This is a genomic window from Streptomyces sp. NBC_00258 (assembly GCF_036182465.1).
In the GTDB taxonomy this organism is placed as follows: Bacteria; Actinomycetota; Actinomycetes; order Streptomycetales; family Streptomycetaceae; genus Streptomyces.
Window position 1 is genome coordinate 8,394,529 of record NZ_CP108081.1, and the last position, 23,284, is coordinate 8,417,812.

24 protein-coding genes, 1 other RNA gene and 1 pseudogene are annotated in these 23,284 nt (G+C 69.4%); 12 read left to right on the forward strand and 14 right to left on the reverse strand.

From position 1 onward, the window contains the following. Positions 1-71: 71 nt before the first annotated feature. The 3 genes from OG718_RS37435 to OG718_RS37445 are packed head-to-tail and all read left to right on the forward strand — an operon-like array spanning position 72 to position 2,956. Positions 72-911: a Nif3-like dinuclear metal center hexameric protein gene (locus tag OG718_RS37435; protein WP_328846296.1), complete on the forward strand. Its 840-nt coding sequence runs from the start codon at positions 72-74 to the stop codon at positions 909-911. Continuing rightward, a complete protein-coding gene (locus OG718_RS37440; RefSeq protein ID WP_186001015.1) occupies positions 908-1,651 on the forward strand; it encodes a zinc ribbon domain-containing protein in 744 nt (247 codons plus the stop codon). The genes OG718_RS37435 and OG718_RS37440 overlap by 4 nt, the downstream gene beginning before the upstream one ends. A 51-nt stretch (positions 1,652-1,702) precedes the next feature. Further along, positions 1,703-2,956 (forward strand): bifunctional RNase H/acid phosphatase, encoded by a 1,254-nt coding sequence (locus OG718_RS37445; RefSeq protein ID WP_328846297.1) that lies wholly within the window; start codon positions 1,703-1,705, stop codon positions 2,954-2,956. An 85-nt stretch (positions 2,957-3,041) separates the two neighbouring features. On the opposite strand, the gene eda is transcribed toward OG718_RS37445, so the two are convergent. Continuing rightward, entirely contained in the window at positions 3,042-3,698 is a 657-nt protein-coding gene (gene eda, locus OG718_RS37450) for a bifunctional 4-hydroxy-2-oxoglutarate aldolase/2-dehydro-3-deoxy-phosphogluconate aldolase (RefSeq protein WP_143631425.1), read from the reverse strand. A gap of 113 nt (positions 3,699-3,811) precedes the next feature. Next, positions 3,812-4,594 (reverse strand): peroxide stress protein YaaA, encoded by a 783-nt coding sequence (yaaA, locus tag OG718_RS37455; protein WP_328846298.1) that lies wholly within the window; start codon positions 4,592-4,594, stop codon positions 3,812-3,814. 113 nt (positions 4,595-4,707) lie between these two features. Here yaaA and OG718_RS37460 point away from each other — a divergent pair, with 113 nt between their 5' ends. Next, entirely contained in the window at positions 4,708-6,150 is a 1,443-nt protein-coding gene (locus tag OG718_RS37460; protein WP_328846299.1) for an RNB domain-containing ribonuclease, read from the forward strand. Here the strand turns inward: OG718_RS37460 and OG718_RS37465 are convergent. Together OG718_RS37465 and OG718_RS37470 are read right to left on the reverse strand one after the other, a co-directional pair. Then, positions 6,101-6,814 carry a hypothetical protein gene (locus OG718_RS37465; protein ID WP_328846300.1) on the reverse strand — a complete coding sequence of 238 codons (714 nt, stop codon included), beginning with the start codon at positions 6,812-6,814 and terminating at the stop codon, positions 6,101-6,103. The two genes, OG718_RS37460 and OG718_RS37465, sit on opposite strands and share 50 nt — an antisense overlap. Continuing rightward, entirely contained in the window at positions 6,811-7,590 is a 780-nt protein-coding gene (locus tag OG718_RS37470) for a MerR family transcriptional regulator (protein ID WP_143631417.1), read from the reverse strand. The genes OG718_RS37465 and OG718_RS37470 overlap by 4 nt, the downstream gene beginning before the upstream one ends. Before the next feature lie 194 nt (positions 7,591-7,784). Here OG718_RS37470 and OG718_RS37475 point away from each other — a divergent pair, with 194 nt between their 5' ends. The 5 genes and pseudogenes from OG718_RS37475 (at position 7,785) to rnpB (ending at position 11,172) form a co-directional block, all read left to right on the forward strand. After that, a complete protein-coding gene (locus tag OG718_RS37475) occupies positions 7,785-8,279 on the forward strand; it encodes a DUF4260 family protein (protein ID WP_328846301.1) in 495 nt (164 codons plus the stop codon). 49 nt (positions 8,280-8,328) lie between these two features. Continuing rightward, complete coding sequence (locus tag OG718_RS37480; protein ID WP_328847900.1) at positions 8,329-8,838, forward strand: TetR/AcrR family transcriptional regulator; 510 nt, start codon at positions 8,329-8,331, stop codon at positions 8,836-8,838. Positions 8,839-8,852: 14 nt separating this feature from the next. Beyond that, positions 8,853-9,812, forward strand: coding sequence for a helix-turn-helix transcriptional regulator (locus tag OG718_RS37485; RefSeq protein WP_328846302.1), 960 nt, complete (start codon positions 8,853-8,855; stop codon positions 9,810-9,812). A gap of 82 nt (positions 9,813-9,894) precedes the next feature. Further along, positions 9,895-10,614 (forward strand): annotated as a pseudogene (locus tag OG718_RS54470) (DMT family transporter); the annotation flags it as partial. Positions 10,615-10,756: 142 nt separating this feature from the next. Beyond that, positions 10,757-11,172, forward strand: an RNA gene (rnpB, locus tag OG718_RS37500) — RNase P RNA component class A. A 94-nt stretch (positions 11,173-11,266) separates the two neighbouring features. On the opposite strand, the gene OG718_RS37505 is transcribed toward rnpB, so the two are convergent. Then, a complete protein-coding gene (locus OG718_RS37505; RefSeq protein WP_260694808.1) occupies positions 11,267-11,503 on the reverse strand; it encodes a helix-turn-helix domain-containing protein in 237 nt (78 codons plus the stop codon). Here OG718_RS37505 and OG718_RS37510 point away from each other — a divergent pair, their 5' ends adjacent. After that, a complete protein-coding gene (locus OG718_RS37510) occupies positions 11,504-11,725 on the forward strand; it encodes a hypothetical protein (protein ID WP_143631411.1) in 222 nt (73 codons plus the stop codon). Between the two features lie 69 nt (positions 11,726-11,794). Here OG718_RS37510 and OG718_RS37515 read toward each other — a convergent pair whose 3' ends face one another. The 9 genes from OG718_RS37515 to OG718_RS37555 all read right to left on the reverse strand — a co-directional run bounded on the left by OG718_RS37515 (position 11,795) and on the right by OG718_RS37555 (position 21,423). After that, positions 11,795-12,058: a hypothetical protein gene (locus tag OG718_RS37515; protein WP_143631409.1), complete on the reverse strand. Its 264-nt coding sequence runs from the start codon at positions 12,056-12,058 to the stop codon at positions 11,795-11,797. Between the two features lie 92 nt (positions 12,059-12,150). Beyond that, on the reverse strand, positions 12,151-13,128 hold the full coding sequence (locus OG718_RS37520; RefSeq protein WP_186000965.1) for a radical SAM protein: 978 nt from the start codon (positions 13,126-13,128) through the stop codon (positions 12,151-12,153). 48 nt (positions 13,129-13,176) lie between these two features. Next, positions 13,177-13,911, reverse strand: a complete 735-nt coding sequence (locus tag OG718_RS37525) for a class I SAM-dependent DNA methyltransferase (protein WP_186000964.1) — start codon at positions 13,909-13,911, stop codon at positions 13,177-13,179. Then, positions 13,908-14,645, reverse strand: coding sequence for a hypothetical protein (locus OG718_RS37530; RefSeq protein WP_186000963.1), 738 nt, complete (start codon positions 14,643-14,645; stop codon positions 13,908-13,910). The genes OG718_RS37525 and OG718_RS37530 overlap by 4 nt, the downstream gene beginning before the upstream one ends. A 120-nt stretch (positions 14,646-14,765) precedes the next feature. Further along, positions 14,766-15,431, reverse strand: a complete 666-nt coding sequence (locus OG718_RS37535) for an NUDIX hydrolase (protein ID WP_143631401.1) — start codon at positions 15,429-15,431, stop codon at positions 14,766-14,768. A 548-nt stretch (positions 15,432-15,979) separates the two neighbouring features. Further along, positions 15,980-16,636, reverse strand: a complete 657-nt coding sequence (locus OG718_RS37540) for a response regulator (protein ID WP_143631399.1) — start codon at positions 16,634-16,636, stop codon at positions 15,980-15,982. Then, positions 16,633-18,012, reverse strand: coding sequence for a sensor histidine kinase (locus tag OG718_RS37545; RefSeq protein ID WP_328846305.1), 1,380 nt, complete (start codon positions 18,010-18,012; stop codon positions 16,633-16,635). Before OG718_RS37545 ends, OG718_RS37540 begins: the two co-directional genes overlap by 4 nt. A 264-nt stretch (positions 18,013-18,276) precedes the next feature. Further along, the gene (locus OG718_RS37550; RefSeq protein WP_328846306.1) at positions 18,277-20,526 is read right to left on the reverse strand and encodes an MMPL family transporter; all 2,250 of its coding nucleotides are present in this window, start codon (positions 20,524-20,526) and stop codon (positions 18,277-18,279) included. 201 nt (positions 20,527-20,727) lie between these two features. Then, positions 20,728-21,423 carry a TetR/AcrR family transcriptional regulator gene (locus OG718_RS37555; protein WP_328846307.1) on the reverse strand — a complete coding sequence of 232 codons (696 nt, stop codon included), beginning with the start codon at positions 21,421-21,423 and terminating at the stop codon, positions 20,728-20,730. Between the two features lie 82 nt (positions 21,424-21,505). Between OG718_RS37555 and OG718_RS37560 the strand changes: the two genes are divergently transcribed. Together OG718_RS37560 and OG718_RS37565 are read left to right on the forward strand one after the other, a co-directional pair. Then, the gene (locus tag OG718_RS37560) at positions 21,506-22,498 is read left to right on the forward strand and encodes an alpha/beta hydrolase fold domain-containing protein (protein ID WP_328846308.1); all 993 of its coding nucleotides are present in this window, start codon (positions 21,506-21,508) and stop codon (positions 22,496-22,498) included. Next, positions 22,495-23,262, forward strand: coding sequence for an SDR family NAD(P)-dependent oxidoreductase (locus OG718_RS37565; protein WP_328846309.1), 768 nt, complete (start codon positions 22,495-22,497; stop codon positions 23,260-23,262). The genes OG718_RS37560 and OG718_RS37565 overlap by 4 nt, the downstream gene beginning before the upstream one ends. The last annotated feature ends 22 nt before the right edge of the window (positions 23,263-23,284 follow it).

Below are 23,284 nucleotides of genomic sequence, written 5' to 3' on the forward strand. Positions count from 1 at the left end.
CGCCCGGTCACAGCTGGTCAAGTAGCCCGCGACCGGTGGGGCACGGACACAAGGCAGGTAGCCTTTTGTTCGTGCCCCGTCTGTCTGAAGTCATCGCCGCGCTCGACGCTCTCTGGCCCCCCGCGAGCGCGGAGGACTGGGACGCGGTCGGGACGGTCTGCGGAGACCCCGACCAGGAGGTCTCCCGCGTACTCTTCGCCGTCGACCCGGTCCAGGAGATCGTGGACGAGGCGGTGAAGCTGGACGCCGACCTGCTCGTCACCCACCACCCGCTCTATCTGCGCGGTACGACGACGGTCGCGGCCTCGACCTTCAAGGGCCGCGTCGTGCACACCCTCATCAAGAGCGACATCGCGCTGCATGTCGCCCACACGAACGCCGACCGCGCCGACCCGGGCGTGAGCGACGCCCTCGCCGGAGCCCTGGACCTCCGCGTCGTACGCCCGCTCGTGCCCGACCCCACCGACGCCGACGGCCGCCGGGGCCTCGGCCGGGTCTGCGAGCTGGACCACCCGCTGACCGTCCGCGAGTTCGCCGCCCGCGCCGCCGAACGGCTGCCCGCCACCGCTCAGGGCATCCGCGTCGCGGGCGACCCCGAGGCGCTGGTGCGGACCGTCGCGGTCAGCGGCGGCTCGGGCGACAGCCTCTTCGCCGACGTACGCGCCGCCGGCGTGGACGCCTTCCTCACCGCGGACCTGCGCCACCACCCGGCGTCGGAAGCCCGCGCACACAGTCCCCTCGCGCTGCTCGACGCGGCGCACTGGGCCACCGAGTGGCCCTGGTGCGAGCTGGCCGCCGCCCAGCTCGACGAGATTTCCGACCGTCACGGCTGGGACCTGCGGGTCCACGTCTCGAAGACGGTCACCGACCCGTGGAACTCCCACTCCCCTTCACCTGGAGCCCCCAACTGAACGCCGCGCCCGCCGACCAGATCCGACTTCTCGACGTCCAGTCCCTCGACGCCCGCCTGCAGCAGCTCGCGCACAAGCGGAGGTCGCTGCCCGAGCACGCCGAGATCGAGTCGCTGACCAAGGACCTCACGCAGCTGCGCGACCTGCTCGTAGCCTCGCAGACCGAGGAGAGCGACTGCTCCCGCGAGCAGACCAAGGCGGAGCAGGACGTCGACCAGGTGCGCCAGCGCGCCTCCCGCGACCAGCAGCGCCTCGACTCCGGCGCCGTCACGTCCCCCAAGGACCTGGAGAACCTCCAGCGCGAGATCGCCTCCCTCGCCAAGCGCCAGGGTGACCTGGAGGACGTCGTCCTGGAGATCATGGAGCGCCGCGAGTCCGCGCAGGAGCGGGTCGCCGAGCTGACCGAGCGGGTCTCCTCCGTCCAGTCGAAGATCGACGACGCGACGGCCCGCCGGGACGCCGCGCAGGAGACGCTCGACGGCGAGGCCGCGTCGGCGACGAAGGAGCGCGAGGTCATCGCGGGCTCCGTCCCCGCCGACCTGCTCAAGCTCTACGAGAAGCTCCGCGAGCAGCAGGGCGGCGTCGGCGCGGCCCGCCTCTACCAGCGCCGCTGCGAGGGCTGCCGCCTGGAGCTCAACATCACCGAGGTGAACGACGTGAAGGCGGCCTCCCCGGACACGGTCCTGCGCTGCGAGAACTGCCGCCGCATCCTGATCCGTACGTCGGAGTCGGGTCTGTAGGCGTTTGCAGGGGTCTTTCGAGGCCTGTTCCGGTCTGTAAGGAGCTTCGGCTTGCGCGAGTTGATCGTCGAGGCGGACGGGGGTTCCCGGGGAAACCCGGGGCCCGCGGGCTACGGAGCCGTGGTCATCGACGCGGCGACGGGGGAGACGCTGGCCGAGGCGGCGGAGTACCTCGGTGTCACCACGAACAACGTCGCCGAGTACAGCGGCCTCGTCGCGGGCCTCCGCGCGGCCCGCGACCTCGACCCCACGGCCACCGTGCGGGTCCGCATGGACTCCAAGCTCGTGGTCGAGCAGATGTCGGGCCGCTGGCAGATCAAACACCCCGCCATGCGCCCCCTGGCAGCCGAGGCCCGCTCCATCCTCCCGGCCGACCAGGTCACGTACGAGTGGATCCCCCGCGCCGAGAACAAACACGCGGACCGCCTGGCCAACGAGGCCATGGACGCGGGCAAGCGCGGCGAACAGTGGTCGCCGTCGCAGTCGACGGCGGACCTGGACGCGGGTCACGCCGCGAGGCCGGCGGCGCCCGTCAAGGGGCGCGGGGAACTGCGCGACCAGCCACAACCGCCCCGCAGCCGGACAACCCCCGCCACCACCCCCCACACCGACGACATCCGAGCCGCACGGAACGTGGCCTCCGAGGCACCGGCCGCCGCAGGGGGCACGCCTCCAGACCTCGGCACCCCCACCACCCTCGTACTGCTCAGGCACGGCGAGACCCCCCTGACCCCCCAGAAGCGGTTCTCCGGAAGCGGCGGCAGCGACCCCGCCCTGTCGGACACGGGCCGCCACCAGGCCGACCGCGTCGCGACCGCACTCGCCGCACGCGGGACCGTGCAGGACGTCATCTCGTCCCCTCTCACCCGCTGCCGCGAAACCGCAGAGATCGTCGCCGCCCGGCTCGGACTGGACGTACGGATCGAGGACGGGCTCCGCGAGACGGACTTCGGGGCCTGGGAGGGGCTGACGTTCGCCGAGGTCCGCGAGCGCTACCCGGACGACATGAGCACCTGGCTGAGTTCCCCGGACGCCGAACCCACCGGCGGCGGCGAGAGTTTCGAGGCGGTGGCCCACCGGGTGGGCGCGGCCCGCGACAAGTTGCTCGCGGCGCACACCGGCCGCACGGTACTTCTCGTCTCCCACGTCACGCCGATCAAGACCCTGGTACGGCTGGCCCTGGGCGCCCCGCCGGAGGCCCTGTTCAGGATGGAACTGTCGGCGGCGTCGCTGTCGGTGGTGGCGTATTACGCGGACGGCAACGCGAGTGTGCGTCTTCTCAACGAGACGTCTGCGTTGCGCTGAGCGGCGGTTGGGCCCGGGTGGTTGGTTGGCTGCGGGCCGTGGGGGTTGATCGCGCAGTTCCCCGCGCCCCTGAAAGGGGCGCGCCTCAGCTCGGGGCGTGCCCCAACCTCGCGGCCTCCCTTGCCAAGGACTCCACCCGAGCCCAGTCCCCGGCCGCGATCGCATCCGGGGGAAGCATCCAACTGCCGCCCACGCACAGGACGTTGGGCAGGGCCAGGTACTCCGGTGCGACAGCGGGGCCGATGCCCCCCGTCGGGCAGAAGCGGGCCTGGGGGAGCGGCCCGGCCAGGGACTTGAGGTACGCCGTACCGCCGGCGGCCTGGGCCGGGAAGAACTTCATGTCGCTCACGCCCCGTTCCAGCAGCGCCACGACCTCAGACGTCGTGGAGACCCCCGGCAGGAACGGCACCCCGGATGCCTTCATCGCATCGAGCAGTACGTCCGTCCAGCCGGGGCTCACCAGGAAGCGCGCCCCGGCGGCCACCGACTGGGCCACCTGTTCCGGCGAGATGACCGTGCCGGCCCCGACCACCGCCTCCGGGACCCCGTCGGCGATCGCCCGGATCGCGTCGAGCGCCACCGGCGTCCGCAGCGTCACCTCGATCGCGGGCAGCCCGCCCGCGACGAGCGCGCGGGCCAGCGGCACGGCGTCCGCGACATCGTCGACGACGACCACGGGGACGACGGGCGCCAGTTCGAGCACGGACGAGGACAGCGGTGAGGAGGGCAGGGACGAAACCATGCGCTCATCCTGCCCGCGCCCCGCAGCATGCGCAAAGCCCGTTGCGCATGCTGCAACAGGTGGCTCGCGTGCCTGACAAGCCGCCTGAATGCTGAGCAAGGCGTCCCGCGGACTCAGTGAATCTCGTCCACCAGCACGTCCAGCGCCCAGGCCCGTCCCGCTCCCGCCGGAGCCGCCGTCTCCACCACGTACCCGAGATCGCGCAGCGCCTCCACCAGCTCCGCGGGCCCGGAAGGCGCCGCACCGGACTGCATGAGGCTGCGGACGATGCGGCCCTTGGTCGCCTTGTTGAAGTGGCTGACGACCTTCCGTGTCGGCGCGTGCAGCACCCGTACGCTCGCCGTGCGCCCCGCGACCTCCCCCTTCGGCTTCCACGCGGCCGTGTACGCGGAGGACCGCAGGTCGAGCACGAGCCCGTTCCCGGCGACCTCGGGGAGCACGGAGGCCATCGGCGCCCGCCAGTGCGAGCCCAGCGCCCCGAGGCCCGGCAGCTTCACACCCATCGAGCAGCGGTACGAAGGAATCCGGTCCGTCACCCGGACCGCACCCCACAGCCCCGAGAAGACGAGCAGCGAGCGCGCGGCCCGCCGCTTGGCCGCCGTGTCGAGCGAGGCCAGGTCCAGGGCGTCGTACAACACCCCCGTGTAGATCTCCCCGGCGGGCCGCGCCCCCGCGGTCCGCAGCTCCGTGTTCTTGGCGACCTCGCCGCGCAGGCCCTCGCTCAGTCCGAGCACTTCGCGGGCCTTCTCCTCGTCGGCCGCGCAGAGTTCGACGAGTTCCTCGAACACCGCCTGCCGCGCTTCGGCGAGCCCCGGCAACGACAGCGACTCCGGCTTCAACGGCGCGCCCCGCCCGGAGGGAGCCTTTCCTTCGGACGGCGGCAGCAGCACAAGCACGGCGGTTCTCCCTGGGGCGTTCGGTACGGCATCGGTACGGCGTTCGGTACGTGAGAGGGGTACGCGCAAGCCTACGGGGTGCCGCTCGCCCCACCCCGCCATACGCTCGCCCTATGCCCCGCCGCCAGATACGTGTGACCGGCGCAGCCGAGGCGCCCCTGCGGGCCGCGCTGCGCGCACTGCGCACCGAACTCGACGTGCCCGAGGCCTTCGGGCCGCAGGTGCTCGCCGAGGCGGAACGGGCCGCCCGTGAACCGACGCTTCCGGCGTACGACGCCACGGACATCCCCCTCTTCACCATCGACCCGCCGACGTCCACCGACCTCGACCAGGCGATGCACCTGTCCCGCCGCCCGGACGGCTACCGCGTGCGGTACGCCATCGCGGACGTCGCGGCTTTCGTCGTACCAGGCGGTCTCCTGGACGGGGAGGCACACCGCAGGGTCACGACGCTCTACTTCCCGGACGGGAAGATCCCCCTCCACCCGCCGGTACTGAGCGAGGGGGTCGCGAGCCTGCTGCCCGACCAGACCTGTCCGGCCGTCCTGTGGACCATCGACCTGGACGCGGACGGCCGCCCCACGGGCACCGACGTCCGCCGAGCCCTCGTCCGCAGCCGCGCCAAGCTCGACTACGAGTCCGTGCAGAAGCAGCTCGACGCGGGCACCGCCGAGGAACCGCTCGTCCTCCTCAAGGACATCGGACTCCTCCGCGAACGACAGGAGGTGGCCCGCGGCGGCATCTCCCTGAACGTCCCCGAGCAGGAGATCGCCGAGCGCGACGGCACGTACGAACTCGCCTACCGCGCCCCGCTTCCCGCCGACGGGTGGAACGCGCAGATCTCCCTCCTCACGGGCATGGCCGCGGCCGAGCTGATGCTCGGGTACGGCACGGGTGTGCTGCGCACGCTCCCGGCCGCGCCCGACGGTGCTGTCGGCCGGCTGCGGCGTACCGCGCGGGCGCTGCGCATCGACTGGCCGCACCACGTCTCGTACGCCGAGCTGATCCGTTCCCTCGACCCGCACCTGCCCCACCACGCGGCCTTCCTCCAGGAGTGCACGACGCTGCTGCGCGGCGCGGGCTACACGGTCTTCCGGGGTGGCGTCACCCCGGACCTCACCACGCATGCAGCCGTTGCCGCGCCCTACACGCACTGCACGGCCCCGCTCCGGCGCCTGGTCGACCGCTGTGCCTCGGAACTGTGCCTGGCGGCGGCAGCCGGGGAGGAACCGCCGGAGTGGGTGCTCGCCGCCCTCGACGATCTGCCGAAGCGGATGGCCGAGGGCACCCGCCGCGCGGGCACGGTCGAGCGCGAGTGCGTCGACATCGTCGAGGCTGCCCTGCTCAAGGACCGCGTCGGCGAACTCTTCGACGGCACCGTCGTGGACGTACAGGAACGCGAACCCACCGTGGGAACCGTCCAGTTGGAGTCCCCCGCCGTCGTCGCCCGCATCAGGAGCGAGGGGCCCGCGACGCTGCCGCTGGGGGAGCGGCTGCGGGTACGGCTCACACAGGCCGACCCGGGCTCGGCGAAGGTGCTGTTCGCTCCCGCGTAAGTTCCAGAGCTGTGCGTATCTCCCGTACCAGCGCCTCGGGTTCGTCGGCGTGGAAGCGGATCAGGTGTACGTCCTTGGGGCGCCCGAGGAAGGTGAAGTGCCGTACGGGGGAGGAGAGTTCGAGTGTGATCGTGGTCTGCGCGCCGATGGCCAGGTCGAGCCGGCCGTCGCGCTTCTCGTGCGTGGTGACCAACTCCCGGCGTACGGAGGCGATCGCGGCGAGCGGAACGCGCAGGTCGACGTGGACGGCCCGGCGGACGCGCAGGACGGCCTCGTCTCCCGTGTCGTCCAGCACGTGCGGACGGGTCACGGACGCCGCGTGCATGCCGACCACCAGGAGCAGTGTGTAGACGTCGAGCATGAACACGACCCGGTGGACGGCGGGATGGTTCCGCAGGAGCACCGCCATGCAGGCGCTTTCGAGGACGCACACGAAACCGAAGCCGAACATCATCGCGCCCTGGCCGCGTCCGTACGAGAAGGCCCGTCCGTGCCCGATGCCGTGCGGCCGCCGGGCCACCCACCGGGCGATGCTCGCCAGCAGCCGCACCTCGTGGGCGACGAGCTGCCGGATGGCCCGCACGGCCCGCACGGCCCGCACGGTCCGCAAGGCCCCGGTCGGCGGCGCGCCGGCCGCCGTCGTCACGGTGTCCGCCGCGCTCATCGCGCACGCTCCACGAGCAGCTCGATCGTCCGGCGGACCGCCGCGGCCTGCGCGGGGGCGAAGTCGTCGAGAAAGGCGCGGAAGAAGCTGCCGTTGCCGGTCATGTCGGTTCCTTCCAGGTCGAGTTGACCGAGGCCCATGCCCTCCAGAGCCTCGTCCGGGAGACAGTCGGCGAGGGTGCGGGCGGCCTCCTCGACGCGCGGGTCGGCCGGGTCGACGTCGACGAGCGCGTCGAGCAGCGCGTACGCCTCGTGCGTCCGTTCCAGGACGCCGGGCACGTCCGCGGCGGCACGCATCGCGGACAGCAGCCGCTCACGGTCCCCCGGGGCCGCGACCGTTTCGAGGAAGGCGATCATCTCGCGGTCCTTCGCGGCCATCGCCGGTTCCGGGTGCCGGGTCAACTCGCCGAAGATCGCGGCAAGTTCGGGAGACACGGGCCCCTCGGCGGGCAGTCCGCCCCCGTCCAGCAGGGCGCGCAACCGCAGCCGCCGCTCCCGGATCGCCGCCTCCTGCCGCGCCAGGTCGTCGTCGAGTTCGGCGAGCACCTCGGTGAGATCGCGCCCCGCGTCGTCCGCGAGGGCGTCCCGTACCTCGGCGAGACCGAGCCCCAGCTCGGTCAGCCGTTTGATCCGGGCGAGTACGACCGCGTGTCGCAGGCCGTAGTCGCGGTAGCCGTTGGAGCGCCGCTCGGGTTCGGGCAGCAGCCCGAGGTGGTGGTAGTGCCGGACGGTCCGCGTCGTGACGCCGACGGTCGCGGCGAGTTCTCCGATCCGCATGCCCTCAGTAGAAACGTTGACGTTGCGGCAAGGTCAAGCGGACGGCTTTCCCGGCGGGCCTCCGGGCGCCATGGGCAGCCCTTGACGGCTAACACCGTTAGCCGTACGGTCGTGGCTAACGACGTTAGCCGAATGTCCGCGGGCAGCCCGACGGACAGCCCAACCGAACGGCCGCCCAGCCGTAGGAGGCATCAATGAACACGGCAACAATGAGCACGATCACCGCGCCCAGCACCGCCGACACCACGCACGCCGACACGACTGACGTCGCCGGCAGGGTCCCCGCCCCCCGAGGCCGCCGCGCCCTCTCGGTCACCCGCCGCACCGCCTGGCTGCTGAACGGCCTCTTCTGGTCGGCCTTCGCAGTGCTCGAAGCCGTGAACCACGGATGGCTCGCGGGGCTGCTGGCCGTCGCGCTCTTCATAGCGCCCGACCTGACGTTCCTGGTCGGCATCGGCGACGCGCGCGGCATGGCGAAGGGAAGGCTCCAGCCCCGCGCGGTCCCGTACTACAACACCGCCCACCGGGCCCTCGTCCCGCTGGCCCTCATGACCCTCTACACCCTCGGTCCTCCGGCCCTGGCCTGGCCCCCGGCCTTCGCGGCCCTGTGCGGCTGGCTCGCCCACATCTCGTACGATCGCGCCTTCGGCTACGGCCTGCGGACGAAGGAGGGCTTCCAGCGTGACTGACCGGCAGGGCACCCCAGTTGTTGACCGGCAGGGTGCCAAGGAGGGTGGGCTGTCGCCCCGAGCCCGTTCGATCGTCGCGGCGGCCCGCGCCCTCCTGGAGGAGTCGGGCCCCGCGGCGCTGACCATGCGGGCCCTCGCGGACCACCTGGGCATCAAGGCCCCCTCCCTCTACAAGCACTTCCCCGACAAGTCGGCCGTAGAGGTCGAACTGATCGCGCAGATGCTCGCGGAGTCCGCCACGGCCCTGGAGGCGGCCGAGGCCCGGGCCCCCGGCTCGATCCCGGCCCTCGCCGAGGCGTACCGCGCGTACGCCCTCGAACACCCCCACCTCTACTGCCTGGCCACCGAACGCCCGCTGCCCCGAGCCTCCCTCCCGCCCGGCCTGGAGGACCGCGCCGCCGCACCCCTCGTCCGGGCCTGCGGCGGTGACATGGAGCTGGCCCGGGCGACCTGGGCCTTCGCCCACGGGATGGTGATCCTGGAGATCCACGGCAGATTTCCCGACGGGGCTGACCTGACCGGGGCATGGAAAAGGGGCACGCGGGCGTTGCACGCCTGAGGAGGTGAGCCGCCATGGGGGAGACGGACGACGGTGAACGGGCGGATGCGCGCGAAAGGGTCCACGGCCACGGGAAGGCGAGTGGGCACGGGAAGGTGAGCGGGCTCGGCCAGGCGAGCGGGCACGGGCAGGCGGGTGGGCGCGAGCAGGCGGGTGGGCGCGAGCAGGCCGTCTGGACCAGAACGACCCTCGGCCGGAGCGGCGACCCCCTCGACCTCCTGACCGCCCGTTTCGACCGCCACCGCTACGCACCCCACGCTCACGCCGAGTTCACCATCGGCGTCTGCGTCGGCGGCTCCGAGATCATCGACTACCGCGGCGGCCGAATCCAGCCGGGCCCCGGCTCGATCGTCGTCCTCGCCCCGGGAGAGGCGCACACCGGCGCCCCGGCCGCTTCCGACGGCTACGCCTACCGCGCCCTGTACGCCGAGACGTCCCTGCTCACCGAGGGCACGTGGAGCGTTCCGCACTTCCGCGAACCCGTCCTCGACGACCCCGAGCTGGCCGAGGCCCTACGCATCGCGCACACCGAACTCAGCATCTGCCCCGACCCGTTGGAGACGGAATCCCGCGTCCCGTGGCTGCTCACAGCCCTGGCCCGCCGCCACTCCTCGGCCCGCCCGGTGTGCGACACGATCCCGGGCGCGGGCCGCCTGGCCGAGGCCGTACGCGACCGCCTGGCCGACGAACTCCTGTCCCCGCCCTCCCTCTCCGACCTGGCCGCCGACCTGGGCCTGTCCCGCTACCAACTGCTCCGAGCCTTCCGTACGAGCATGGGGATGCCCCCGTACGCCTGGCTGGCCCAGCACCGCGTGAACCGGGCCCGCTGCCTGCTGGAGAAGGGCCACCGCCCCGCCGATACAGCCGCACTGGTCGGCTTCGCGGACCAGGCGCACCTGACGCGCTGGTTCCGCCGGGTGCTGGGGGTGACCCCGGCGGCGTACCGCAACAGCGTTCAAGACTCCCGCCGCTGACCCGGCCGAGACTGCGGGCATGACTGCACGCGGCTGGTTTCTCTTCTCCCTGATGGGAGTGCTCTGGGGCATCCCCTACCTGATGATCAAAGTGACCATGGACGGCGGCCTGTCCCCGTCCTTCGTGGTCTTCACCCGATGCGCGCTGGGCGCGGCCCTGCTCCTGCCCTTCGCCATCCGCCAGGGAAACCTGATGGGAGTCGTACGCACGCACTGGCGCCCCATGCTGGCTTTCGCCTGCATCGAGATCATCGGCCCCTGGTGGACCCTGACCGACGCCGAACGCCACCTCTCCAGTTCGACGGCGGGCCTGCTGATCGCGGGCGTACCCATCGTGGGCGTACTCCTGGCCCGCTACTTCGGAGACACGGAACGCCTGGGAGCCCGCCGCATGTCCGGCCTGGCGCTGGGCCTGGCCGGCGTGGCGGTCCTGACGGCCCCACACCTGACAGGCGGTAGCACCCGCGCCCTGACGGAGATGCTGGTGACGGTGGTGGGCTACGCGACGGCCCCGCTGATCATGGCCCGCTACCTGAAGCCGGTCCCGACCCTGCAACTGATAGCGCCCTGCCTGCTCCTGTCGGCACTGGTGTACGCCCCGGCAGCGGCACTGACGTGGCCGTCCTCGGTCCCGTCCCCCTCGGTCCTGGCGTCCCTCTCCGGCCTGGGAGTGATCTGCACGGCACTCGCCTTCGTGGTCTTTCTGGAACTGATCAGGGAGGCGGGTCCGACACGGGCGGTGGTCTTCACGTACGTCAACCCGGCGGTGGCGGTGACGGCGGGAGTGCTGTTCCTGAACGAGGAGCTGACGGCGGGAGTGGTGGCGGCGTTCACGCTGATCCTGCTGGGCTCGTTGCTGGCGACGGCGGGGCAGAGGACGCCGGCCGAGCCGCCCGCTGGAGCGGAGCCGGCCGCGGGCCCGGTACCATGGTCGACACGGCAGACGAGCCGGGCGGACGGCCGCGTGGAGCCCCTTTCGGGGGTGCTTCCCGAGGAACGTCCGGGCTCCACAGGGCAGGGTGGTGGCTAACGGCCACCCGGGGTGACCCGCGGGACAGTGCCACAGAAAGCAAACCGCCAGGGACCTCGGTCCCAGGTAAGGGTGAAACGGTGGTGTAAGAGACCACCAGCGCCTGAGGCGACTCAGGCGGCTAGGTAAACCCCACCCGGAGCAAGGTCAAGAGGAGCCGCCTCTTCGCAAGAAGAGCGGCTCTGCGCGGACGTTCGAGGGCTGCCCGCCCGAGTCCGCGGGTAGACCGCACGAGGCCGGCGGCAACGCCGGCCCTAGATGGATGGCCGTCTCCCCGGCCGCCGCGAGGCGACCGGGAGACAGAACCCGGCGTACAGCCCGACTCGTCTGCCGCCCTTTATTTTCGCAGGTCAGAGGGTATGTTTGCTGACCAAATAGACTCCTGGGGTCGAATCCGGGCTGCAAGTGTCGTCGTCCCTGTCTCCTACTCGTCGGCCGTGTCGGTGCCGAGGGCGATGTCGGTGTGCCGAGCGCGACGTTTTGCCTTACCCCAGCACAAGCGATACGTCGCCGAAGGCGGCCACGAGCTTGAGCTTTCGCCGAGAGCTTTGACGCAGGCAGCAAGCGTGTCGACCTCGGAGCGGCTGAACGCACCCTTCTCGATGGCCGAGACGCGTCCCTGGGTGAGGCCGAGGATCTTGGCCACCGCCGTCTGCGTCATGTGCTGGCACTTGCGGACGTCGGCGAGGCGGTAAGCGCGGACTTCGGACAGGAGCGCGGCGGTGCTCTGTTCGATCTCTTTCTTCTACTCCGGGGAGAAGCCGAACTCTTCCTTGAGGTCGTCCCAGTCGACGGCGAGTCGCCGAGTGGCGACGGGCGGACGGCGATGCCGCCGGCAAGGACGCGCGCCGCAACCTGCGCGAACTCACCCAAGACGATGTGATCGTGAGGGCGGATCCGGATCAGGGCATGTACCGGCCGGTGTCGTCCGCAGGGCTCCGGCACTGGTCCGTCAGGGTACGGCGGGTTCCTGGAAGCCGTTCGTGGTGATGTGGGCGATGGCTGACGGGTGGCTGGTCAGCCACTCGCCGCACACCCGCCAGCGGGGTGTGGTGCCGTCGCTGAACTCGGGGCGCACCTCCGCGACGAGCATGTGGTCGCAGTCGCCGCGCGACGCCATGGAGCAGATCGCATCGCCCTGTTGCCCGATGGCCGGTATGTACGGGTGGATCGACAGGATCGGAGAGCGCATCTCCCGCGCTGCTGAATGAGGCATGGCGCGGAGAGTAACAACGTAGCTTTGTCGGCTGCTTGGCGTACCCTCGCTCGCCGCCGCCTTGGTTCAAACCAAGGTTGGTTGACAAAGAATCACTCGTATATCTGCTCCGGCGATTCCAGGACATATGGGGGTGACATCATCTTTTTGATCATCTCGGCGAGGGCCCTTTGCCAGTCGTCGGCGTCGACGGGATCGAGCCGAGCTTCCATGGGCTGATCGAGGTCACGGCGGAGCAGGCAGGGGCGGAGGGTGTGCTCAGAGTCCACTCGGAGTGCGAAGACTCCCTCGCCACACGATGTTCGCAGCCGGCAAGCATTACACATCCCTGTGAACAGCACGCCGTTACGCACGTCTTTGATTGTCCAAGTATTTCCCTCGGGGGTGGTGAAGCGAGTGAGCACGCAGCCAGTCCGATCCCTTATCGTCACGGGATCGCCGCAGAGCGCGGCGATTTTTTCCACAGCAGCATCGAAGTCAACGTTGTTCAGAGAATCCTGGCATGTATCCCAACGCGTACTTATCAGATCGATGATGAGTACATTTGCTCCGATCCTCCTGGACCGCTCAAGGACCTCAGGGAGTTCAGCGACGTTTTCCGAAGTCACCGAGAAGTTCATGGTAAAAGGGATCCTCCGCTCACTGAGGATTTTCAGGCCATCGACGACAACCGCTGAAGACCATGCGGCGCCCAAAAGCTTTTTCCCCGTGGCATCGCTGCTGGCATGAACACTTATCTTCACTTCGTCTATGAGGTCAGGACGCAGTTGATCATATATGCGCCTCAAGAGAAGACCGTTCGTGCATAATGCTCGGTGCCCATCGAAGTTCTGAAGCTCCTCCAGCACGAGCCCGGCCCGGGGATGGACCAATGGGTCGCCTCCGGTCACGTTGACCTCGCGGCCCCCCATCGAGCCGAAGGCGGAGAGCAGCGCACGGAAAACCTCGGTCGGCATATGCCTCGGACTCCAATGGCTCTCTATTCCCTCCCTGTGGCAGAACGTACAACGTAATTGGCAGGCGTGTGTGATCGATACCCTGAGCCGCCCCAGCCTGTTGTTGTACTCCACGACTGATTGACTTTCCTCGGGTACTCGGCTGTTCTGCACTTTGCCCCCTCAGGAAACACATAGAACGTAGTAGTCCAACCCGGTTCTCGCGAGGTCTTCGGGCAACTCCGAATTCAGAATACGCAGAAGCGAACTACTGACGGAATTAGTTACATTTCGCTTGACATCGTCAGGCGTCCAACAGCGTCCGCGGTGGCGTTCCAGAGAGAGTCGACCGTCTTCACGAAGGGTGGAGTAGGTGTACTCGTATTCCTTTTCTCCCCGCCAGTTGAAATTCATGACAACACCCGAACGAGCCCACGCCTTTCGTTGATCCGCAAGCCGTTCCCCGGTGAAGAACTCAGGGCCGGCCATATCGAACAAGAAGGTGCCGTGCGATACCAGAGAGTCGCAAACCTGTCGTATCGCCGATTGAAAGTGTTTCTCTTCAGTGAGATATCCGAGGGAAAACGACCCGCACACCGCTCCACAATATCTTGCGGTAGGAAGGTGCAATCCGCGCATATCCTGGAGGTCCGCCGTGAATCTGCCCCCGCCCAGCTTCGACAATGCAATGGCGAGCATCTCGGGCGAACGGTCGATACTGTGCACGCGGTAGCCCAGATCTAATAGTGCCTGGGAAATATTCCCCGTACCGCAGGCCAGGTCGAGGATGAAACCTTCACGTGCCCGCTGGGAACCCACGTAGGTGTGGAGTTGGCGGGCCAGAGCGCGTTTCGAGGCCAGATCGGCACGCGAGTCGTAATACTTCGCGATAAGCGAATAAGGGCGCGGGTCCGTCACGGGCTGCCTCTCATGATGGCGTCGTGCACGGATATCGCACCTGGCACCGGTTGGACGAACAACTGCCAGAATTCCAGGTCTCGCAGGTTCGGGTTCTGGAACTCTGGTCGATCCATGAAGTTGTCCGAGTCGGCGGTGATGATTCGAGTGAACACATACTTGGTGGAGAATGAGACTATCGACCCGTGTAGAGTGCCTGTAATCGAAACTTTCAGGCCGTCCTCCGAAGGGTCGTAGGAGGACGTACCAGGCGGAAAGTCTGGCTCCAAGGGAATCAACTTGGCCAACAGGACGGAGTTCTTCAGATAGGGAAGTGAAAGCTCCGCATGCGAGGCATGACGGCGTCCGATCTTCAGTGTCGCCCGGATGGTGAGGTCGGTTACGGTGGAACCTGTCGCGTTGACGAGTATGACCCCCAGCTTCCGGTCTGCCGAGACAACCACAGCACGGGGGCAGAGGATGATCGAGTTCGGTGCAGGCGTGATAGCTCGGGCGACCAGGAGTGAGACCCATATACCAAAGAGCGCAATGCTGAGGAGACTCTGAAAGAGCGCCAGAGGCCGTGTGGCGCCTGTGGGCTGACCGCCGCCCCCCAGCGGAAGTTGCGACGCAAACGAGTAATAGAGCAGGTTTGGACTTCGACCGTCATCAGTGACTATGCGACCGATATTCGACGCGTCGAACCACGAGTAAATTCCCCAGAACGCGATTGCTTCCAGGGAGTAAAGCGACACGAGAGCCAAAGACAATTGAAAAATGCTGGCCCTCGTCGTAGCGGAACTCAACGCGAACCGCATGCGAGAGTGCCGAGATACCCTTCTCAGTTCCTCTGGAAGTGGCAAATCGACCTCCGTCTAGAGGAGGACCTTATTCCCTTGGTCATATGAATACTCCTGAGCCAGTCGTCCAATTCTGTAGTAAAGATTGTCGAACCGTGGCAGGAACTCCACGGCTGCCACTGTGCATGGTTCGAGAGAGACCTCTTTCCCTGCTTCGATGCGCAAACCGTCCAAGCGCTCTTGTCCGTCCGGGGAGAACATTTCCATGAGGGATTCCGGCTTGATCAGCAACACTTCCTCGACTTCTTCCGGAGCAGTGCAGATCTCCTTGAGGTGGGCCTGGGTGATTTCCACGATAAAAACATCAGCAAAGATTCGGCTCAGGGCTTTTTCGGAAGAGTAGAGGTCGATGCGTCGACCGATGAAAGTCAGCCTTTCCTCTGCGACGTCGATTCCCAGCTCTTCCTTGAGTTCAGATAAAGCTGCAGTCAGCGAGTCCTGTTCGGCTGTCACGTGCCCCGAAGCGCTGATGTCGATGACACCCGGAGATACCGACTTCTTGCGGGATCGGCGCTGGAAAAGCAGGTAGGCGCTGCCCTCCACTTCCCGCACGAGCACGAAGACCTGGGCGCACAGATGCCAGATGCCAACCCTATTCGCGAGTCGACGGCTGACCAGGCCGATTTCCCTCGAATTGTCATCCAGAGCCATTACCATTTCGTCAGACTTTTCGACACCCACTAATTACTCCACCTCAACAATGGTCACAGAAGGCACGGTGTTACCGTCAGGTTTTGTTCCTGCTGGACGAACGGCAAGTGTAGCGATGGACTGACTGGGTGTCAGCTGGGCATGGATGTACGAAAGGCAAATCGGCCATCGGGTGGCCGATTCAGTCAGATTGCACTTGCTTAGTTGAGAGGTCTGATCTTTCCCTCTGAGGTCGACGCGCTGAGTCGGCTCGTGGAGTGGCTGGACGTAAGCTGCCTCCGCGAGCTGTTTTACGCCTGGATCGCTGAGGGCGGCGCTGGCTTCGGAGCAGGGGTACTGATGACCGCCCGCCCATCTCGCTGGGTCGCGGTGGTGCCAGGTGTGCCGCTGGACGTCTCAGGAGTATCCACGCGATGTGCAGAGCACGGCCTGATGTCACCCGAGACGGCGTGCGCAGCCAGGCCACTCTTGCGCACAGGAGAACAGTCCCCGGCGTACAGCCCGACTCGTCTGCAACCAGAGTTCCCACCAGGCCGTACGGCTGGGCCGGAGCTCTTGGCCGTGTTCATGGCCCGTCCTCAAGCCGGCCGCACCAACCCCATGTCATAAGCGAAAATCACCGCCTGCACCCGGTCCCGTGCCCCGATCTTCGCCAGGATGTGGCTCACGTGGGACTTCACCGTGGACTCGGCCAGCGAGAAGCGGTCGGCGATCTCGGCGTTGGACCAACCCGTGGCGATGGCCGTCAGGACCTCGCGTTCGCGGGCCGTGAGGGCGGTGAGTTGGCGGTCCTGGGCGGGGGTGTGGCCCGGGAGGTGGGCGGAGAAGGCGTCGATCAGTTTGCGGGTCAGGCCGGGGGCGATCACCGCGTCGCCGGACGCCACCGCTCTGATGCCTGCCGTCAGTTCGTCGGGGAGGGCGTCCTTCAGGAGGAAGCCGCTGGCTCCGGCGCGCAGGGCCGCGTACGCGTATTCGTCCAGGTCGAAGGTGGTCAGGACCAGGACTCGTGAGCGGCCGCCCGACTCCACGATGCGGCGGGTGGCCTCGATGCCGTCCATGCCTGGCATGCGGACGTCCATCAGGACGACGTCCGGGCGCAGTTCGGCCGTCATGCGGACCGCCTCCGCGCCGTGGGTGGCCTCGCCGACCACCGTGAGGTCGGGGTGCTGCTCCAGGAGCATGCTGAAGCCGAGGCGTTGCAGGGCCTGGTCGTCGACGATGAGGACAGTCGTCATGCGGGACGCTTCTCCGTGGGTGCGGTGTGTGGCGGGGGTGGCGTGGTGGTGGTCCGGAAGTGGGCTTCAACCGTCCAGCCGCCTTGGGGGGTCGGGCCCGCCGTGACGCTTCCCCCGTACAGCGCCGCCCGTTCGCGCATGCCGAGCAGGCCGCGGCCCTCGACGTGCGGGGCGGGGGAACGTGGGGCGCGGGAAGGGCCCGTGTCCTCGACCGTTACGTGTACGGACGTGTCGTGGGTCGTCAGGGTGATGTGGACCGTCGTGGTCGCCGCGGCGTGTTTGAGGGTGTTCGTCAGGGACTCCTGGACCACACGGTAGACGGCCAGTTGGAGGCCGGGGGCCAGGTCGGTGAGGGCTCCCTGTGTGTGCAGGGTGACGGTGGGGCCGGCGCCGCGGACCCGTTCCAGGAGGGGGTCGAGGTCGGCCAGGCCCGGCTGAGGGGCGAGGGGCGGGCCCGCGTGTGGGTGTCCTGTGCCGGGCGTCGGGGGGTCCTCCGACGTGTCGCGTTCCTCGCCGATCACGGCGAGGAGGCGGCGCAGTTCCGCCAGGGCGCCGCGGCCGGTGTCGGCGATGATGCGCAGGGTCTCGGCGCCCCGCTTCGGTTTCGTCTCGGTGAGTCCGGCGGCGCCGCCCGCGAGGCCGACGATCACGGCGAGGGTGTGGCCGAGGATGTCGTGCATCTCCCGGGCGACGCGGGCGCGTTCGGCGGCGGCGGCGAGGCGGGCCCGCTGGTCGCGCTCCACCTCCAGGCGGACGGCGCGTTCGTGCAGGGCCCTGATGTACGCGTTCACGACCCGGCCGACCAGGCCCGCCGCGGCGACCGCCGCCACCAGGGCCGACTGCACGATCGCCAGCACCGGCGTCTGCAGGAACTGCTCGTTCGGCTGTTCGGCGCCGCGGACGACGACCGACAGGGACGTCTGCGCGACGGCGATCGCCAGACAGACCGCCAGCTGGGCGGGTCTGACGTTCCGGCCCACATTGAGCAGTGCCACGATCCGGGCGGCCTCCGAGCCCGTGGCGGCGTCCAGGGCGAGGGCCACGGAGGAGACGGCGGAGGTGAGGGCGAAGACCAGGACGGGGCGCTGCTGCCGCCACAGCAGCGGGACACAGAACGCGACGATCAGCGCCAGCACCGTCGGTACGGCGGGTCCGATGCCGTTCGCCGCGTCCCGCGCGGCCGGGATGCCGATACCGGCGCAGAGCAGCGGCACCACCCAGCGCCTGACCCCCGGATGAGCCAGGTCTGCATGCCGCGCCCGGATGAGCCACTTCATGACCGTGACGTCCGAGGTCCGGTTCGTCCCGTCCAGCAGGGTCTCGGGCGCGACGGAAGGAGCCGATGGCCCGAGCGCGGGAGCGGTTGGTGCGGTCACGTCCTGACGGCCTCTCGTTGCGGGGGCCGCCCGCCGGTCCCCGGGGGAGTGGGACCGGCGGGCGGGGCCAGGTGGGCAGGAGCGGAGCGGGTGGGCAGGGCCGGTGCGCGCCGTACGCCCTGCTGGGGATCGTACGGCCGCCGGATGAGCCCTGGCCGGTGCGGACAGCCGAGCCGGTGGCGGTGGCGGTGGCGGTGGCGACCGGCTCACGGCTCAGCCCTGCCGACGAACGGCGGCTCGGCCCCGGCCGGGACGAGCCGCGGTTCAGCCCTTGCCGGTGTGGACCGGCTCGGGGATCTCCTCGCCCGCTCCCTCGCCGTCACCGGCGCCCTCGGTCCTCCCGGCATCCCGCTCCAGCAGGTGCCGCAGTTTCTCGCCCTCGACGTCCACGTTGGGCAGTATCCGGTCCAGTCGGCGGGGCAGCGCCCAGGCGCGGCGGCCGAGCAGGGCCATGACCGCGGGGACGATGGTCATCCGTACGACGAAGGCGTCGAGGAAGACGGCGACGGCGAGGCCCAGGCCGATCGACTTGATCAGTGCGGTGTCGCTGAAGAGGAATCCGGCGAACACGGAGATCATGATGATCGCGGCGGCCGTGACGACGCGGGCCCCGTGCCGGAAGCCGGCGATCACCGCTTCCCGCGGCTCGGCCCCGTGGACGTACTCCTCCCGCATCCGGGTGACGAGGAAGACCTGGTAGTCCATCGCGAGGCCGAACACCACGCCGACCATGAAGATCGGCAGCACGCTCACGATCGGGCCCGTCTGGTCGACGCCGAAGACGTCCGCGAGCCAGCCCCACTGGAAGACGGCGACGACGACGCCGAGCGTGGCGAGGACGCTGAGCAGGAAGCCCGCGGCGGCCTTGAGCGGGACGAGGATCGAGCGGAACACCAGCATGAGGAGGATCAGAGCGAGGCCCACGACCACGCACAGGTACGGGATCAGGGCGTCGTTCAGCTTGCCGGAGATGTCGATGTTGAGAGCGGTGGTGCCGGTGACCATCAGCTCGGCGCCGGTGTCGGCGTGCAGGGCGGCGCCCCGGTCGCGGATGTCGGAGACGAGGCCGACCGTGTCCTCGCTGGTGGGGGAGCTCCCGGGGACGGCACGGATCAGGGCCACGTCACCGGTCTCGTTGAACGACACGGGGCTGACGGAGGCGACGTCGGGCAGATCGTCGAGCAGGGTGACCGCGTCCTGGGCGGCGGCCTTGGGGTCGTCGCTGCCGCGGGCGTCGACGACCACGGTCAGCGGCCCGTTGTAGCCGGCCCCGAAGCCGTCGGTGACGGTGTCGTAGGCGATGCGCTGGGTGCTGCCGGGGGTGGCCGTCGAGTCGCCGGGCATGCCGAGTTGCAGCGACAGGGCCGGGACGGCGAGCAGGAGCAGACCGGCCACCGAGACGCCGAGCACCTTCACCGGGTTGCGCAGGACGAACCGCGCCCAGCGCACGCCCATCGGCTCGCGCTCGCCCTGCTCGATCGCCCGCATACGGCGGGTCTTGAGCTTCCCGGCCGAGATCCGCTTACCGGCGAAACCGAGCATCGCGGGCAGCAGGGTGAGCGCGATGACCACGGCGACGACGACCGCGAACGCGGCGCCGAGACCGATGTCGGAGAGGATCTTGATGCCGATGACGCTGAGTCCGGCCAGTGCGATGACCACGGTCAGCCCGGCGAACACCACCGCCGATCCCGCGGTGCCCAGCGCGCGCCCCGCGGCCTCCTCCGGATCGTGGCCCTCCTTCAGTTCGCCGCGGTAGCGGGAGACGATGAACAGGGCGTAGTCGATGGCCACCGCGAGGCCCAGCATCAGCGCCAGCGTGCTGGTGCTGGAGCTGAGGTCGATGAACGAGGTCGCCACGGTGATCCCGCAGATCGCCGCGAGGACGCCGAAGAGCGCGGTCAGCAGCGGCAGTTCGGCCGCGACCAGCGAGCCGAAGGTGATGACCATGACCAGGGCGGCGATCACGATGCCGATCAGCTCGGCCGCGCTCTGGTGGGACTCCTCGTTGACGGCCGTGCCACCCATGCTGACCGCGAGACCGGCCCGCTCGCCCTGTTCGGCGACGTGCTCCAGGTCGGCGCGGGCGGCGTCGGTGACATCGGCCTGGGCGACCTTGTAGGTCACCTGGGCGTAGGCGACGGAGCCGTCCTTGCTGACGGTGCCGCCGGTGTAGGGGTCGGCGACGCTCGCGACCTGGGACGCCGACTTGAGGTCGCCGACCAGGGAATCGACCTCGGCCTTGTGCGCCGCGGACGTCAGCTTCTGCCCGGCCGGCGCCTCGAACACCACGCGTGCCGTGGCCCCGTCGGCCGACGCCTGCGGGAACTCCTTCTCCAGCAGGTCCAGCGCCTTCTGGGACTGGGTGCCGGGGATGGCGAAGGTGTCCGACGTACTGGAGGACACACCGGCCGCGCCTATGCCGACGGCGGCCAGGACCGCGATCCACAGCATCAGGACGAGCCGTCGTCGCCTGAACGAGAACCGGCCGAGCCGGTAGAGGAAGGTGGCCACGGAATTACTCCCAGCAGAGTGCGTCGAGACGGAGTGGAGGGCCTGCGCGACCCGTGTCTCACGCTAGGAAGGGAATCCCGGCCGCCTGCGGCACCGGAGATGCGAAAACGGCGGAGCGGAGTAGTACCGGGGTACTACTCCGCTCTCATCCCTGAGGAACACGAACCTCGGCTCCCGAGGAACACGAACCTCGGCGCATCGCTAGCCGGCCGCCGGGGCCCCCGGCTGCTCGGTCTCCCAGCCGGCCGCCGCCGCGACTCCGATGAGCAGCGGCCAGAGGGCGGCGCCCATCTCCTCCGGGGTGCCCGGGCAGCCGTGGCGCAGCCAGTCGACGACGCTGCCGAGCACGGCACCCGCCACGAACCCGGCCGCCGGATCGTGCGGGGTGCTGCCCGGGGCCACCGGGTCGTCGGCGAGGGGGGAGGGCTGTACGGCCCCATCGGCGAGGACGGCTCCATCGGCCTCGTACGGGCCGGTGTCCTGAGCCGGGTTCCGGCGGATATGGGCGGTCACCGTCATGCGCTGGAGCAGGTGGTTGATGACCCGCGCGCTGCCGTCGTCGCCGAGCAGGGCCCGGTAGAGGGGAGCGTGTTCGGCCACGTGCGCGAAGAGGTCCGGCAGGGGGTTGTCCGGGGGGCCGCCGTCGGGGGTGGCCGGTGGGACCGCCGCGGGGCCGGCCGCCACCAACTCGTCGAAGACCGTCGTGCACGCGGCGGCTGCCAGGTCGTGGACGTCGGTGTAGTGCTCGTAGAACGTCGACCGGTTGACCCCCGCGCGCTTGGTGATGTCCGAGACCGAGATCTGGCTGAGGTCCCGCTCGGCGATGAGTTCGCGCAGGGCGGTTTCCAGGGCGGAGCGGGAACGGCGGGTGCGGGGATCCATGGGACGCGCGGGCATTGTGTGAGCGTATCCTTTCCGCCACTTGTCGGTTAACCGACATATGCTGGATAGTGGCGGGGGTCCACCGAACGGAGCCGTCATGTCCTTTCTCGCCCGGCCGGCGATGGCCTCCCTGGCCGCCAGGGCGATGCAGCGTCTGACCGCCCTGGCGGACCGACGTATCGCGTCCTCCCTGCTCGGCCGCTATCCGGAGTACCCGCGGAACACCCGCGAGCTGAGCATCCCGACCTCGGTCGGCCCGGCCCGCGCGGTCGTCTACCTGCCCGACGTCGCCATCGACGCGGCCGCCGACTCCGCCTCCGGCTCGACTCCGGTCCCGCCCGTGCACGTCAACTTCCACGGCGGCGGCTATGTCCTGCCGCCGATCGCACTCGACGACCCCCTGTGCCGTTTCCTCGCCGCGGAAGCGGGCGTCGCGGTGGTCAACGTGGACTACGTCGTCGCTCCCCAGCATCCGTTTCCCGCCCCGCCCCACCAGGCGTACGAGATCGTCCGGTGGGTCGCCGGCCACGGCGCGGAGCACGGCTGGGACGGCGACCGGCTCACCGTGGGCGGCCAGAGCGCGGGCGGCGGCCTCGCGGCGGCGGTGGCCCGCCAGGCCCTGGAGGCCCGGGACGACACGGCCCCGTCCATCGCGCTCCAGGTCCTCCACTATCCGCCGCTCGACCTCGCGACCCACGCCCGCGACAAGCGCGCAGCCATCGCCAAGCCGGTGCTGCGCCCCTGGATGGCGGACGTCTTCGACTCCGCGTACGTGCCGGACCCGCGCCGCCGCGCCGACCCCCTGGTCTCACCCGCCCATCCGTCGGACACCGCGGATCTCACGGGCATCGCCCCGGCCTTCGTCGTCACCGCGGAGCACGACCTCCTGCGCGCGGAGGGCGTCCGGTACGCCGAGCGGCTGCGCAAGGCCGGTGCGCTGCTCGACCACTACGACGTCCCCGGAGTCGATCACGGCTACGACCAGAGGGACGCCGAAACGGCCAGGGGTGTGTACGCCCTGATCGCCGCGCACGTACGCCGGGCCACGACCCCCGGGTCCGGGAACACCCCGAGGGAGAACCAGCCATGAGCACCAGCACAGGCCTGTCGGGCAAGTCGGTCGTCGTCACCGGGGCCGGCTCCGGAATCGGCCGCGCCGCCGCCCTGCGCTTCGCGGCGGAGGGTGCCCGTGTCGTCCTCGCCGACCTCAACGCCGACGGTGCCAAGGAGGCCGCCGAGGAGATCGTCACGGCGGGCGGCACCGTGGTCACCGTGGTCGGGGACCTCAGTGAGCAGCAGATCGTCGACCAGGTCGTCGCCACCGCCGTGGACACCTTCGGCGGCATCGACGTACTGGTCAACAACGCCGGAATCATGGACAGGATGTCCGCCGCGGGGGAGACCGACGACGACGAGTGGGAGCGCGTCCTGCGGATCAATCTCACCGCGCCCTTCCTGCTCACCCGCGCCGCGCTGCCGCACCTGCTCGCGAACGGCAAGGGCGCGATCGTGTTCACCGCGTCCGAGGCGTCCCTGCGCGGCAGCGCCGCCGGCGCCGCGTACACCGTCTCGAAGCACGGCGTCGCCGGTCTGACCAAGTCGCTCGCCGTGATGTACCGGGACAAGGGCGTACGGACCAATGCCATCGCCCCGGGCGGCACGGTGACGGGCATCCAGGTCCAGTTGGACCAGGATGCCCACGGTCCGTCCGTGATCATGGGCCACATGGGCAATGCCGGCCGCACGGCGAGCGCCGACGAGCAGGCGGCGGCCATCGTCTTCCTCGCCTCGGACGCCGCGAGCAACATCAACGGCGTCATCCTGCCGGTCGACAACGGCTGGGCCGCGGTCTGAGTCCTGGTCCGAGTCGCCGTCC

What these genes read in the sequence shown, in the direction of transcription:
- OG718_RS37460 (WP_328846299.1), top strand. Translation starts at nt 4,708, where the DNA reads ATGCCCCGCCGCCAGATACGTGTGACCGGCGCAGCCGAGGCGCCCCTG.
- OG718_RS37505 (WP_260694808.1), bottom strand. Translation starts at nt 11,503, where the DNA reads ATGACGCAGACGGCGGTGGCCAAGATCCTCGGCCTCACCCAGGGACGC.
- OG718_RS37475 (WP_328846301.1), top strand. Translation starts at nt 7,785, where the DNA reads ATGAACACGGCAACAATGAGCACGATCACCGCGCCCAGCACCGCCGAC.
- eda (WP_143631425.1), bottom strand. Translation starts at nt 3,698, where the DNA reads ATGGTTTCGTCCCTGCCCTCCTCACCGCTGTCCTCGTCCGTGCTCGAA.
- OG718_RS37555 (WP_328846307.1), bottom strand. Translation starts at nt 21,423, where the DNA reads ATGCCCGCGCGTCCCATGGATCCCCGCACCCGCCGTTCCCGCTCCGCC.
- OG718_RS37565 (WP_328846309.1), top strand. Translation starts at nt 22,495, where the DNA reads ATGAGCACCAGCACAGGCCTGTCGGGCAAGTCGGTCGTCGTCACCGGG.
- OG718_RS37560 (WP_328846308.1), top strand. Translation starts at nt 21,506, where the DNA reads ATGTCCTTTCTCGCCCGGCCGGCGATGGCCTCCCTGGCCGCCAGGGCG.
- OG718_RS37470 (WP_143631417.1), bottom strand. Translation starts at nt 7,590, where the DNA reads ATGCGGATCGGAGAACTCGCCGCGACCGTCGGCGTCACGACGCGGACC.
- OG718_RS37515 (WP_143631409.1), bottom strand. Translation starts at nt 12,058, where the DNA reads ATGCCTCATTCAGCAGCGCGGGAGATGCGCTCTCCGATCCTGTCGATC.
- OG718_RS37465 (WP_328846300.1), bottom strand. Translation starts at nt 6,814, where the DNA reads ATGAGCGCGGCGGACACCGTGACGACGGCGGCCGGCGCGCCGCCGACC.
- OG718_RS37540 (WP_143631399.1), bottom strand. Translation starts at nt 16,636, where the DNA reads ATGACGACTGTCCTCATCGTCGACGACCAGGCCCTGCAACGCCTCGGC.
- OG718_RS37485 (WP_328846302.1), top strand. Translation starts at nt 8,853, where the DNA reads ATGGGGGAGACGGACGACGGTGAACGGGCGGATGCGCGCGAAAGGGTC.